A 14,520-nucleotide genomic window follows, 5' to 3' on the forward strand; every position below is an offset into this window, starting at 1 on the left:
TGATAAAGGGCTTTTTCTATTGAATATGAATCAATTAATAACTACATCGCTGGTAACGGTGGCGGTGTTGAGTTGGTTGTTTTAATATCATTCTTCGATAAGTTGACTTCGTTGTGCTGATAAACTCTAGGTGGACGAGGGTCTTCACCTGCTAAGATATCTTGCAACTGATCACGGTCAATCGTTTCCCACTTCATTAGAGCATCTACCATCGCATGCATTTTTTCTTGATTGCCTTCAATCAATTCGCGCGCGATATCATATTGCTCCTCTAACATACGGCGAACTTCTTCATCAACCTTTTGCTGCGTGGCTTCTGAAATCGTACGACTGCTAGAGCCAAAATAGCCTTGCGAGCTGTCTTCATCTTCATAAACCATAATACCAAGCGCATCAGACATACCGTACTTCGTTACCATGGCGCGAGCCATCTTGGTTGCACGTTCGAAGTCGTTAGAAGCACCCGTCGACATTTGATTGATAAAGACTTCTTCAGCGATACGACCGCCGAATAAGATAGCAATATCGCTCAGCATTTTTGATTTATACATACTGGTTTGGTCATGCTCTGGCAACTGCCAAGTAACCCCAAGCGCAAAACCACGCGGCATGATCGTTACTTTATGCACAGGATCGGTACCTGGTAGTAGCTCAGCGACTAAGGCGTGACCTGCTTCATGATAAGCGGTCGCACGGCGCTCCTCTTCACGAATGACCATTGATTTACGCTCAGGACCCATATATAGCTTGTCTTTTGCATCTTCAAAGTCATTCATATCAACACTGGTCTTGTTGCGGCGTGCTGCAAACAATGCCGCTTCGTTGACGAGGTTAGCCAGCTGCGCACCACTGAAACCTGGTGTACCGCGAGCCAGTGCATTGGCATCCACACCGATAGTATTCGGCAGCTTTCTCAAATGCACTTTAAGAATTTGCTCACGGCCTTTAATATCTGGCAAGCCCACTTGTACCTGACGGTCAAAACGACCTGGACGCAATAGCGCTTTATCAAGCACATCCGCACGGTTGGTCGCTGCAATGACGATTACGCCTTCATTGCCTTCAAAACCATCCATTTCCACCAATAATTGGTTCAGTGTCTGCTCACGCTCATCATTACCGCCGCCCATACCAGAGCCACGATGACGACCGACTGCATCAATTTCATCAATAAAGATGATGCAAGGCGCGCTCTTTTTAGCCTGTTCGAACATATCGCGTACACGTGAGGCGCCGACACCGACAAACATCTCAACAAAATCAGAACCTGAGATTGAGAAGAACGGCACTTTAGCTTCACCCGCAATGGCTCTTGCTAACAAGGTTTTACCGGTACCTGGAGGACCTACCATTAAGATACCACGTGGAATCGTTGCACCCAGTTTGGTAAATTTATCAGGATCGCGTAAAAATTCGACCACTTCAACCACTTCTTCTTTGGCCTCTTCACAACCAGCCACATCTTCAAAGTTCACCTTGATTTGGTCTTCAGTCAGCATTTTAGCTTTTGACTTACCAAAGCTCATAGGTCCGCCGCCTTTGCCGCCAGCGCCGCCTTGCATATTACGCATGAAGAATAAAAACAGACCAATAATCAATAGAATTGGGAAACTGGCTATCAGTAATTGCATCAAGACGCTTTGGCGTTTTGGGGCAGTCCCTTGGACTTCGACTTGGTTCTCACGCAGCAATGGCATGAGCTCATCATCTGACACAGCTGGTCTAATGGTCTCAAATGATGAACCATTTTTCTTTTCGCCGGTGATTTGCTCGCCATCGATTTCAACGCTGGCTACTTGGTTTTCTGACACAGCGGTCACAAACTCAGAGTAGTTAAGGCTATCCGGCTCGGATGATTGATCAAAGCCGCTAAACACCAGCACCAAAACGCCGATTACCACCAGCCACAATAAGGTATTTTTTACCATGTCGCTCACTAGTTATTCCCATCCCTTACTTATTGGTGTGTTTATTAAACACGTGACGTCTATAAACGTATCGCTCATTTTTTAGTAGATATATTCATAGCCAAAATTTATGATTCAAACTCATACAACTCAAATGCTGCATGGGGACTGTTTTCACAAGTTATAAATATCAATGACCTATATATCTATCGTAGATGAGCACATCAGGCGCTTATTGTCAGACGACTTTGCCTAAAACATATGCTTGAAACAAAGTTAATATACCATGATATGTGGTGCTAACCTGCATAATTCAAGCAGGTTTCGCTATTATTCAGTTAACGATTGTAGCGGGTTCAATGCGCTCATGAGACTATGTTATGGTGACACATTATCTCGCTTACAATGGCTGTGAAATAACGACGTTATGATTATTTAATCGCTATCCAAAACATCTCTTTTGACCGTGGTCGTGATGCACCCGGCTTGATACTACGGATTTTACTAAAATCCTGCTGCATCTGCTTGCGTAATTCTTGTGTGCCTTCACCTTGAAACACTTTCATAATAAGTGCGCCACCTTCTGGTAAGGTTGCAAGCGCGAAGTCCACTGCCAGCTCGCATAAATACATCATACGTGGCTGATCGATTGCGCTGTTTCCTGCCGTATTTGGTGCCATATCGGACAGCACTACATCGACCTGCCTATCACCAACCTCTGCCATGATCGCATCAAACACTTCTGCTTCGCGAAAGTCGCCTTGAATAAAGGTCACATCAGGCAATGTATCCATCGGCAGAATATCAGAGGCAATCAAAATGCCTTTTTCGCCTACTAGCTGACCTGCCACTTGAGACCAACTGCCTGGAGCACTGCCTAAATCTACAACCGTCATGCCTTTTTTAATAATATTGGTCTTTTCATTAATTTCTAGTAATTTATAGGCGGCACGAGCACGATAGCCATCTTTTTGCGCTTTTTGCACATAATGATCGTCAATATGCTCTTTCATCCAAGCGCTACTACTCTTTGACAGTTTTTTATTTTCGATACGCGTGGCCAAAATACCTGCTCCTATTGCTTTGCAAAACATTCATACATATTACTGAAGTAGCTAAAAGATTTATGAAGCACTTTCGATATGGGTTAAATTCATTCGAATATGCCATCAATCAAGATTTTTATACATTTACAGTCTTAGACTGACTAAATTCTATTGGTTAAAACACTGATTTATCAGACAGTAGCGTTTATAATGTGCCCAAACATTCAGTTTAACATTTTCATCACGTAAAATCGTGCAAAATCCTGCTGATCTCATGCAAGATGACCACAGATTATCTATAATGGTCGTCAACTGCTCTTAATAGCACTGTCTTTTATTTTTACCAACACCTAGGAATTCTATGCAACTCGATAACGCTACCATCAAACGCCTAAGAGGCGTTGGTCACGACCTCAAACCTATCGTCATGATTGGCAACAAAGGTATTACCCCAACCATTACTGAAGAGATTGATCGCGCGCTATCAGATCATGAGCTCATCAAAGTAAAACTGCCTGCTGGCACAAAAGAAGAGCGCGATATCATCGGTGCGGAACTTGCCAAAGCGGCTAACGCGTCTTTGGTTCATTCTATTGGTCGTATGGCATTGTTACTACGTAAAAATCCAAACGCCAACCCAAAACTGTCTAACTTAGCACGTCATGCATAATAATATGTGATGACCAGCGGGTTTGAGTGATGTGATGCACATCAACTCAAATCATAGCCAAATGGTAACGATAAATGTAAAAGCCGCGATGCATCCATCTTGCTCGCGGCTTTTATGTTGTCTGCTCGTTTTAGATTTACTTAGCGTGTAATATTAGCTCGCTTAGTCGGTACAACTTTTCTTATGGTTACTTCTATATTTTTATTGTCGGGTCTTAACTTATGAATCAATCATTCAATCTCTGTGTGGCCACCGAAACCATAGTAAACGATGCACAGCAACTGGGTGTAACAGTGGATGAGTTGCAGCGCATCTGTATAAATGTGAGTGCTCAGGTCATTCAACAGCCATCACTCCACTTACAGCTAACCTATCGACTCACCCTGCCCAACCAAATGCTAGCAAAGCAGCTAAACTGGTCAATGTGGCAGCAAGCGCAAGTAAAATTCGATGATTACTTGTGGGAAGAGACTTGCCTTGAGTGTTTTATCGCTGGTCGTCTGATAAATGATGAAAATCTAACGGATGCTCAAAAGGCAACGCCCTATATCGAGATTAATGCCAATCCAGACGGTCGTTACGCGCTATATCAATTTGCAAGCTATCGTAATCCTGCGACCTTACCACCAACACCCTTATATGCAGCTGATGGACAAGCACGCGCGTTTATTAATTGGATAAACAATGTAAAGCCAACATTAAGGTACGTGGAGAATCCTTTATTTAATGACCCATCAGTCGCAAATAAACCTCATCATTATGAGCGCAGCTTTAATGTACCACTAATCCAACGACCTAATAAGCAGTACGTCATCGCAAATACTGTGATTGAGCAGATACACCCTTGCGTTATTTTATGGTTTGGTGAGATTGCTTTATATTTTGCCTCAAACCACGCCTCCCCACCTGACTTTCACAATCGTAGCCACTGGTCGAGATTTGAGCTTTAACTCTACTTTTAACTTAAGCATTACAACTCAAAGCGCAAAAAAAACCAGCAACGCTATAAAGAGCATTACTGGATTTGGAGAAAACTTTTAACTTAGGTTACATCTAACTGGCTATTATTTGTCAGCCATCGCGAGGTAAATACCACGGTCTGATGCATCATCGACATATTGCGAATCACGCCATGTCGTATAGCTGTAAGTGCCACTGTATGGGCTAATGCTGTTTTGGCGGAAATCAGATACCCAATCGTTACCATCAAAGATCTGGATATGACCATGTGGACGGTTTGACGTACGATTATAGACAACGACGTCACCCACTTGTGGCTGCATATCATTACTGATCTTGGTAAAACCTGCTTGAGCAAGTGTGCCGCGAGAGGCATACTGATAAGCTGAAGGGTTAGGCGTAAATTCGTAACCTGCTGATTGTAGCGCTTTACGTACATAGCGAGCACAGTAGCCAGAGCTTCTAGATAACGCTACTCGCGATGCACTTGCCGCTGCGATAGCAGGAGCAGAATTGCGATCAGGAGCGCGGCTTGATTGCTGCTGACGCTGCTCATAAGACAAACGGCTGGTAAGCGAAGCAAGTTGGTATTCTTTTTGCTTGGCATGCGCACTTAAATTGTCAATGGCTTGACTGATCTCATCATTGCTATATACATGAGCACCACTGTTAGTGCTATAGATATTGCGGCTAGAACCGTAGTTCGCAGAAGCAGAAATGTTAGTGATGGTATGACTCAAGGTATTATTTGGTTGAAAGGTTGTTTCGACAGCACCACTTGTCTGTGCTATACCCATTCCCAATACTGACAAAATTAATAAAGCTTGTTTCATAAATTTACTACCTATTGTTAATACAAGACCGCTCGTCATCCGTGACAAAGCATCAATTAGTTTAGAGGAGATGATCATTACAAAACATGATAAAATCCTTATTAAAACAGCCCGCTATTTCTTCTGTAGTGACTAATGCTGGTATTATCTGTTAATACCATATTCCGCTTAGTTCACTGTCTCGCAAATCGTTCAGTATCAATTGCCTTTAGCATGTCAATTATGAATATCGATTTTGTCACCTATTAGACGAGTCATCACGATGTCAAAAAAACAGCCAAATCGGCTTGCCCAACTTATCGACCATCAAGCTTTTGCTGGTAGCGCATTACCCCGAACGCTTGCTGACAATATGCGGCTATACATAGAAGCGACCAACGAGGTAAAAGAGCTACTGGTAGATTGTCTACCTGAAGAAATTCTTAATACCTGTTGGGTCGTAGGCCTCACCTCCGAGCAATTAATACTCAGTGTGGGCTCAATGACTGCTGCCAATCATATTCGCTATTTGCAGAGCGCTTATTTGCAAGTCTTAACAGAGCAGTCAATTACATTTAAACAACTCAAGCAAATTCGCGTCGTCGTCGCTAAAAATTCAGCTGATAATCATTCATCTAAACAACTATCAGCAGCAGCATCAACTTTGTCAAAGTCTAGTAAAGCCAATGAAAATCAGGCTCTTAGCCAAAACACAAAGCGGACTATATCACAGGCCGCAGAGCATGTCACCACTGATGAAAATCTCAAAAAAGCACTTTTGCGTCTGGCAAATCATTGAAATTATTAATATTGCTATGTAAAGTTGTGTAAACAAAACCGTAAAAATCAGCTGATAACGCTGCGATTTTGTAATGACGTAAACAAAAAAAATCACCTGCTAGCTCCGTTCACATTATGAACGTCACCAACAGATGATTGAAAAACTATCCACAGCTTTGATATTCTCTACTCTAGAGCAGAATTGTTAAAATAATCTAAACAATATATTCAAAAAAACGAATATTATTAGAATGTAATTACTGCTGGATTATGTAATATTGCGTAAATGTTTCGATACTTCGTGTATATTCCTGTATTCATCCTTCAACAGTCAAACCTTCGAGAGGTAAATACTGAATTGGGCACGTTACATTGTCATCAAAAGTTACAATTTCAAAATTATTATGGTCAGATAGTATCTCACGTACCAATAAATTGTTTAACGCGTGACCAGATTTATAAGCACTAAAGCGACCCAAAATCGGATAGCCAATCAAATACAAATCACCTAAAGCATCCAAAATTTTATGGCGAACGAACTCATCATTAAAACGCAGACCTTCTTCGTTAAGAATATTTACCTCATCAATAACAATAGCATTATCCATACTGCCTCCTAACGCCAAATTATTCTGACGTAAGGCTTCTATATCTCGTAAAAACCCAAAAGTACGGGCTGAGCTCAATTGCTCAATGAAGTTTTGCGTCGAAAACTGCAACTGTGCATGCTGAAAATCTTTGTCGATAGCAGGATGATCAAAATCAATCTCAAAATTTAGCTCAAACCCTTCATAAGGACGCAGTTCTGCCCATTTATCATCCACTTTTACTCTTACAGGTCTGACGATTTTTATAAACTTCTTTAAAGCGTCTTGCTCGCAGAATCCTGCGTCAAGCAGCAACGCTACAAAAGGAGCGGCACTACCATCCATAATCGGTATCTCTGAGGCCGATACACGAATTAAAAGGTTATCCACGCCAAGTCCTGCAATGGCACTAAGCAAATGCTCGACCGTCCCCACACGTGTGCCACCAAACACTAGGTTTGACGACATCATAGTATCTTGCACCAAAAAAGCACTGGCTGGAATCGGCTGACTGCCTTCGATATCAGAACGCTCGAAAACAATACCCGTATCAATAGGTTGCGGATGAAACTCTAAGTCAACAGGCTGACCACTATGGAGACCAATACCTGTAACAGCAATCGCAGTTTTTATGGTTCTTTGGTTCATGGCTGTCTTCTCACATATTTTGTTACAATTGCCATAGTGTATCATTACCCGCCCCTAGTTCGCCATAGTTAAAACTCGCTAATTTCCTTATCTCCTTGATTGATAACACTTATCGTCAATAAATTTTGATGGTTTTCATGTCTTATTGATCGCATTGCCTCTGTTAACACAGGGAAATAACAGCCAAATGTTACAATCATAAATTGTTTTATGCGCCTATTTATTAATGATTATTTTCGCATTGAGAGGCGATTCTTATAAATAGAGCGCTCTCATAGCTGAATCAGCTTACTAATATATGGACATTTTCTATACGCACAAAAAAGCCAGCAACTTAGTACTGGCTTTTTTTATCCCAAACATCTGAAAATATTATTTATTTTGTTGACGTTTTAGATAGTCTTGAATGCTATTGGTTTTGGTTTTCGCCTGCTCTTGAGGCGCGCTTGAGCGAGTAGCACTAGCCGTTTCTTGATACATCTGAGCTTGCGATTGCTTCTGGCTGTTTAAAGCACTGGTATGCACGTTAGGGTCAACAGGCTGAGTGCTATTGACAGAAGGAACTGGTGCCTCGACTACTTCTGGCTCTTGTCCAGCGTTTTCATCTAACGTCAAACCCGTTGCAATAACAGTGACATGTAAGTCATCACCCATTTTTTCATCAATCACCGAACCATAGAAAATATGTGCATCGTCAATATCTGTAATTTCTTCGACAATAACACTGATTTTGCTCATCTCATCTAATGAGAGTGATTCAGAAGAAATTACGTTAACCAACAGACCTTTTGCATTTTCTAAACGCAAGTCATCAAGTAATGGTGATCTGATGGCTTTCTCAGTTGCTTGACGCGCACGATCATCGCCGCTAGCACGGCCGATACCCATCATCGCATGACCTTTGGCAGTCATAGCAGTACGGATATCGTTAAAGTCGATATTGATCATACCTTCACTAGCGATAGTTTCAGCAATACCTTGAACCGCATGTAATAACACATCGTCCGCTTTTTTAAAGGCATCCTGCATAGAGATATTGCCATAGACACTCATCAACTTATCATTCGGAATCGTAATGATAGAATCAACAAAGTTAGTCAATTGCTCAATACCAGCTTTAGCAGCCTTGATACGTTTGCCACCTTCAAACTTAAATGGCGTAGTTACGACGGCAACTGTCAAAACTTCCATTTCTTTAGCAATACGAGCAACCACAGGCGCTGCACCCGTACCCGTACCACCGCCCATACCAGCAGTAATGAATACCATGTCTGAATGTTCGAGTAATGCACGGATGGCTTCTTCTTCGCTCTCTGCTGCTTCACGCCCAACTTCTGGGTTCGCCCCTGCGCCCAAACCGCGATTCGTTTTTGCGCCAAGTTGCAATTTATGCGGTGCAGTTAAACGATCAAGCGCTTGTTTATCCGTATTAGCACAGACGAACGTTACACCTCTAATCCCTTGTTGTACCATATGTTCAACCGCATTACCGCCACCACCACCAACACCGAATACAGTGAAGCTTGCTTGGCCGTTATTTTGAGGCTGGTTATCATCTGGCATGGTGTATTTTGACATAAAAAGGTTTCTCCAGTTGCAGATAGCGTGATGGTCGATACTTGGTAACACACTTATATGGCGCGCTATCGACTTACTATATATAATTGTATTTAAATAAAACAGGGCAATGGCTTAGATAATTGTGCTAGCCAAAATATGCCAGTATGGTACAGGGTGTTACTTTTCGTATTCTTGCCTATTATATAGCTGCATACTCTTATGCTGCTTAATATAAGTATGTTTTGCTAACAAATTATAATATCTTTTTGAGTACACTAGCAAAACGCTGCCCTGCACTTTGAAAAACACCAGTGACTCGATTTTTTTGAATCGCTTCAGGCTCGCTTTTTTCACTACGGCGAAACTGCTCGCTTTGACTATATAATAGTGTACCAAATGCCGTTTGATAAGCACGATCATTTACTTGACTGTTTAGCTGCTTAAATGACTCATCATTATCAAAATGATTATGAGCACTAATAGCAGGATGAGTGTTGGTTAATACTACAGGCATTTTGAGCAATTTTTTGGTAAAGGGTATCATACCTTTAATCGCCGTACCGCCACCTGTGAGTACGATACCTTTGTCAATATAGCCGATGAGATCAGCCTCATGCAATTGACGAGCAACTTCCGTAAATATCTGTACATAGCGTGCTTCAATAATACGGGCTAGATTATAGATACCAATATTAATCTCATCACCTGTTCCTTGTGGTTTAAAGATAAAGAACGAGCTAGGATCGACACTATTGACATCGACAGTACCATGAGTTTTTTTCAGCTTTTCAGCCTCAATCATGGAGATACCAAAATCAGCTGAGATATCCATCGTTACTTCGTGGCTGCCTGTCGCGATACAATGGGTAAATATCAGCTTGTTTTCTTTATAAACGCAAATACTGGTCGTACTAGCACCAATATCTACCAAACAAACCCCTTGCTGGCGCTCATCACTCATCAAACTGTATTCAGCACTCGTCACTGCATCAAATACAATGTGGTCAATACCAACATCACAGCTTTGCAGTAATTTTTGGATATTCTGACGACTAGCAACGGGCATCATCATCATGTGATACATCACAGTAATATTATGCGCCATCATTTCGATTGCATCATCCACCATGAAATCTTGATCATCAACATAGATACCCTGCTGACAGCAATGCATTAGATAATAGTCTGATGATAGATCGCGTGACTTGGCATTAGACAACGCCTGCACCATATCTTTGGCACGTACCGCCTCATCTTCTACACGTACCTCGCCTGCACTATTTTTGCTCGATAATTCCGGTGTCGCTAAGGTCAACCACACACTATGCACGCGGCAATTGGCAGTATCTTCTGCTTCTTGAATGGCTTGCTTGATAGCACCTTGTAGACGTTCACGGTGTTTTATTTGACCTTGGTAAAAATCGCTATTTTTGACTTGTCCCACGCCCAGAATACGGATGTCTTTTGCAGAGACAACGTTACCAATAACGACATATACTGCCGTGGCACTTAGATGGACAACAACCAGATTTTCAGTATTTTTCATGGTACCAGACAAATTATCGCTAAACAGGAGACCAAATGACGTCTCCATTAGATCATTAAAAAAAGCGTTATCAACACGCTATGATGTTGTATATTCTGTGCTACAAACTATCAAAATAGCTCAAACTAAAATGCTAACCAGTTTTTGCTTGTGCTATCTATTGTTATTTTGCTTCATCAATTTTTGGCTGTGCCATATCCCAAGCAATGGTAAAACCATTTTTGTAGCGCAAATCTACAGACTGTATTTCGCCTCGACGATCACTTAACTGATTGCCGAGCAGCTGACTTAAACTCAGCAGCTTTTGCGCAGTATTCTCGTTATCAACAATCACACGCAGTCCATTGTCAAAACGAATCAGCCAAGTCATTCTTGGTGACAGGATAATATCTTCGACTTGCATACCAAGTGGCGCATACCAGTCGTTAACTTGCTGCATTTGCTGCATGATAACTGGGGCTTGCGTTATCTCACCTTGTAAGGTGGCAAAGCGTTCTTGCGTCAGATCTTTACTATCAGCAGGGACAAAAACCGCACCTTTTGCATCCACCAAACGCTCTGTACCAAAATTAGCGACCGCTTGCTTAGGTAATGCGGTAACGACTATGCCCCGTTGCCAATCACGAGAAATACTAACCTGATCAACCCAAGCCAGACCCGTCGTAATATCTCTTAACGCTTGCAAATCAGAGGTAAAAAAGCTGCTTACCTTTTGTTGATTCATAACCTGTTGCAATGCGCGATATTGGGTAACGGTCAAACCCTGATTATTCACATGGATAGAAGCTGGCGGTGCATCACGCAACGCTTTTCCACCCATTATCAATATCAGTACGAGCAACCCTAGTACCAATACCATAAAAAAATATTTGAGCGAAGTCGGTACTTGGAACTTAGAGTTTGGGCGACGGGTTTTATCACTCATCAAGTCAGTTACCTCGTTGACAGTTTGAGCCATAACGACCTTTGTCCCTATATTTGCATAAAACTGATCATGCTATTTATAAATGTAACTCTGCATATTTTTGCAGAAGCCTATTAAGTTGACATATTATCAAAATATTTTACTAAAACGATTTATAGGATGACATTATGCTCATTTAAACGTAACATTTTTCTTAATTTATGAATAACTTATGAGCTAAATTCATAGAAAACAGAAATATCACTAAAACAGACCTATAATTACAATATTAACGTATTTTATGGTTAAACAATAGCTTAACCCCTACTAGTGACAACGAATTTACACAAGTTTACATGACGCTGTGGTATAGCAGCTCTAGTGATACATTAACCCGTTCTCGTCTAGTAGTATTCTCAGGCTATAAGAAAAATTCAAACCTAATGATTCATAAGTTTTATCACTGGTTTATTAAGACAGCCTATCAATGACAACTGTCTCAATAAATATCAATAGCATTATGAGCAATATTAAAGAATGAGCAATGTTAAAAAGTAGCATTGCTAAATAACTATTTAAGCAATGACTACTATACCAGTCACTCTAATGTCTGCGCTAAAATATGCCAGCACAATGCATCAAAGTCCATGCCTCGAGCCTTGGCTGCCATCGGAACCAAGCTATGGCTGGTCATGCCTGGTACCGTATTGATTTCAAGCAACCAGAAGTTGCCTGCTTCATCTTGCATAGCATCGATGCGTCCCCAGCCTTTGGCATCAACGGCACGGAACGCTGCAAGGCTCAAATCTTGTAAATGCTTTTCATCAGCAGCGCTCAGACCACAGGGAATGTAGTAACTGGTATCATTACGATTGTACTTGGCTTCAAAATCGTAGAAGTTGGTAATATCCGCAGGTTCAAGACGAATGACTGGATAGGCTTCATCGTCGATAATGACGATTGTAAACTCGCGACCAGTAATCCAGCGCTCAGCCATAACTGCATCACCGCACTGTACCGCCGTTGCATAAGCCGCTGGCAACTCGTCAAGATTGTTGACCTTAGTCATACCAATACTCGAGCCTTCATGAACGGGCTTGATAATAAGTGGTAGACCTAGCATGTTGACCACTTGCTGCCAGTCAGTCTCAGCTGTTAACAATGAAAATGGCGCGGTTGCTAACCCACAACCCTGCCACAATTGCTTGGTACGAACCTTATCCATACCCAGCGCTGATGCCAGAATGCCTGAACCCGTCTGCGGAATATCAAACCATTGCAGCACACCTTGCAACAAACCATCTTCGCCGCCGCGACCATGCAACACGTTGAACACGCGGTCATACTCACGTAGCTCTGTGATGTCTTGATGCTTAGGATCGAAATGAGTGGCATCAACGCCTTGGTTTTGTAGCGCCTGCAATACAGCGGCACCACTGTCTAACGACACGCTGCGTTCATTGCTACTGCCGCCATAGACAACCGCCACTTTACCAAACTGTCTGGCATCTTTTGCATCACTGGTCGTCGTGTTTAGAGTGGCATCATTGCTATCTAAATTATCTAAATTTTGAGTGCTGGTATTTTCTTTAGTATCAGTCGTCATGAAGATCGTTCCTAGAATTTTTTAGCTTACTTAATGTAAAGGTTATTGGCAGCCAAGTCGACAGCGATCTGCCCTACATTACCTGCACCTTGAGTAATGAGCATGTCATTGGCTTTTAATAAACGCTGCATGACAGGAGCTAAATTGTCCTTGTCAATAATCGTCGGTTCAACTTCACCGCGCAACCGAATACTACGCGCCAATGATTTGGTATCAGCGCCAGTAATTGGGCTTTCACCTGCTGAATATACGTCTAATAATAATAATTCGTCAACGCTGGAGAGTACTTCAACAAAATCATCGAAGCAATCTCGGGTACGACTATAACGATGCGGCTGAAACATCATTACCAAACGACGTTCAGGGAAACTTTGACGCGCCGCTTTAATGGTGGCATCGACTTCTTTTGGGTGATGACCATAATCGTCAATCAATAAAACATTACCCTCATCAAGGCTGACAGAAGCATGCTGCTCAAAACGGCGACCAACGCCTTCAAATTTTTGCAGAGCGCGTTTGATCGCTTCGTCATCGACCCCTTCATCGGTCGCCATGGTGATAGCGGCAAGCGCATTGTAAACGTTGTGAGTACCAGGAATGTTAAGGGTCAAACGTAAAGGTTCACGGTCACGGCGCAGTACCGTGAAGTGAGTTTTCGTGCCTTCCGTCACCAAGTCGATGGCTTGAACGTCGTTAAAAGCCTCAAGTCCAAAAGTCAGTACGGGACGACCAATATCATCAATCATGGCATACAATTCCGGGTCGTCACCGCAGACCACTGCCAAACCGTAGAATGGCATGTTTTGTAAAAACTGAATATAAGCAGCTTTTAATTTATCAAAACTATTCTCATACGTTTCCATATGGTCTTGATCGATATTGGTGACAATCGCAGCCATGGGATGTAACGATAAAAACGACGCATCAGATTCATCGGCTTCTGCCACCAAGAAACGACTGCTACCTAGCGCAGCATTTTTACCAGATGCATTCAGCTTACCGCCAATCACGTAGGTAGGATCGAGTTGCCCTTCTGCCATCATGGTAGTCAACAAACTGGTCGTCGTGGTTTTGCCATGAGCACCAGCAACAGCGATACCGTGACGATAACGCATCAACTCGCCCAGCATATCGGCACGGCGAACCACTGGCAAACGCGCTTCTAGTGCCGCTTTTACTTCAGGGTTGCTGCGATCAATCGCTGACGATACAACGATGACATCAGCATTAGCGATGTTCTTAGAATCATGACCGATCGCAATATCAATACCAATCTGTGCCAAACGTTTGGTGACTAAGCTCTCAGCAATATCAGAACCACTTACTTGATATCCTTGATTATTCATCACCTCCGCGATACCGCACATCCCCGAGCCACCAATACCGACAAAATGCAAATGCTGAATACGACGCATTTCTGGTATTTCAATCAAACGCTTAGGTAGAGCTTTCGCAGGGTTAGACATAGGGCTTCTCTTTATTAAAGGCTAATAA

The 14,520-nt window shown here is 42.3% G+C and carries 12 protein-coding genes; 3 read left to right on the forward strand and 9 right to left on the reverse strand.

Features of this window, described 5'->3' with window-relative positions:
• Positions 1 to 41: 41 nt before the first annotated feature.
• Positions 42 to 1,937: an ATP-dependent zinc metalloprotease FtsH gene (ftsH, locus tag Q6344_11940; GenBank protein ID WLG13301.1), complete on the reverse strand. Its 1,896-nt coding sequence runs from the start codon at positions 1,935 to 1,937 to the stop codon at positions 42 to 44.
• A gap of 401 nt (positions 1,938 to 2,338) precedes the next feature.
• On the reverse strand, positions 2,339 to 2,971 hold the full coding sequence (locus tag Q6344_11945; protein WLG13302.1) for an RlmE family RNA methyltransferase: 633 nt from the start codon (positions 2,969 to 2,971) through the stop codon (positions 2,339 to 2,341).
• Between the two features lie 343 nt (positions 2,972 to 3,314).
• On the opposite strand from Q6344_11945, the gene Q6344_11950 reads away from it, so the two are divergent.
• A complete protein-coding gene (locus tag Q6344_11950; protein ID WLG13303.1) occupies positions 3,315 to 3,623 on the forward strand; it encodes a YhbY family RNA-binding protein in 309 nt (102 codons plus the stop codon).
• 221 nt (positions 3,624 to 3,844) lie between these two features.
• The gene (locus tag Q6344_11955; protein WLG13304.1) at positions 3,845 to 4,573 is read left to right on the forward strand and encodes a hypothetical protein; all 729 of its coding nucleotides are present in this window, start codon (positions 3,845 to 3,847) and stop codon (positions 4,571 to 4,573) included.
• Positions 4,574 to 4,687: 114 nt separating this feature from the next.
• On the opposite strand, the gene Q6344_11960 is transcribed toward Q6344_11955, so the two are convergent.
• On the reverse strand, positions 4,688 to 5,416 hold the full coding sequence (locus tag Q6344_11960) for a CHAP domain-containing protein (protein ID WLG13305.1): 729 nt from the start codon (positions 5,414 to 5,416) through the stop codon (positions 4,688 to 4,690).
• 262 nt (positions 5,417 to 5,678) lie between these two features.
• Between Q6344_11960 and Q6344_11965 the strand changes: the two genes are divergently transcribed.
• Positions 5,679 to 6,194 carry a hypothetical protein gene (locus Q6344_11965; GenBank protein ID WLG13306.1) on the forward strand — a complete coding sequence of 172 codons (516 nt, stop codon included), beginning with the start codon at positions 5,679 to 5,681 and terminating at the stop codon, positions 6,192 to 6,194.
• A 298-nt stretch (positions 6,195 to 6,492) separates the two neighbouring features.
• On the opposite strand, the gene lpxC is transcribed toward Q6344_11965, so the two are convergent.
• From lpxC to murC, 6 genes are all read right to left on the reverse strand, one after another.
• Positions 6,493 to 7,410, reverse strand: coding sequence for a UDP-3-O-acyl-N-acetylglucosamine deacetylase (gene lpxC / locus Q6344_11970; GenBank protein WLG13307.1), 918 nt, complete (start codon positions 7,408 to 7,410; stop codon positions 6,493 to 6,495).
• 372 nt (positions 7,411 to 7,782) lie between these two features.
• Positions 7,783 to 8,988, reverse strand: a complete 1,206-nt coding sequence (gene ftsZ / locus Q6344_11975; GenBank protein ID WLG13308.1) for a cell division protein FtsZ — start codon at positions 8,986 to 8,988, stop codon at positions 7,783 to 7,785.
• A gap of 235 nt (positions 8,989 to 9,223) precedes the next feature.
• The gene (gene ftsA / locus Q6344_11980) at positions 9,224 to 10,516 is read right to left on the reverse strand and encodes a cell division protein FtsA (protein ID WLG13309.1); all 1,293 of its coding nucleotides are present in this window, start codon (positions 10,514 to 10,516) and stop codon (positions 9,224 to 9,226) included.
• 163 nt (positions 10,517 to 10,679) lie between these two features.
• Positions 10,680 to 11,474 carry a cell division protein FtsQ/DivIB gene (locus tag Q6344_11985; protein ID WLG13310.1) on the reverse strand — a complete coding sequence of 265 codons (795 nt, stop codon included), beginning with the start codon at positions 11,472 to 11,474 and terminating at the stop codon, positions 10,680 to 10,682.
• A gap of 544 nt (positions 11,475 to 12,018) precedes the next feature.
• Positions 12,019 to 13,026: a D-alanine--D-alanine ligase gene (locus tag Q6344_11990; protein WLG13311.1), complete on the reverse strand. Its 1,008-nt coding sequence runs from the start codon at positions 13,024 to 13,026 to the stop codon at positions 12,019 to 12,021.
• Between the two features lie 26 nt (positions 13,027 to 13,052).
• Positions 13,053 to 14,492, reverse strand: a complete 1,440-nt coding sequence (gene murC, locus Q6344_11995) for a UDP-N-acetylmuramate--L-alanine ligase (GenBank protein ID WLG13312.1) — start codon at positions 14,490 to 14,492, stop codon at positions 13,053 to 13,055.
• Between the last annotated feature and the right edge of the window lie 28 nt (positions 14,493 to 14,520).

This window comes from Psychrobacter cibarius (assembly GCA_030686115.1).
GTDB classification, from domain to species: domain Bacteria; phylum Pseudomonadota; class Gammaproteobacteria; order Pseudomonadales; family Moraxellaceae; genus Psychrobacter; species Psychrobacter cibarius_C.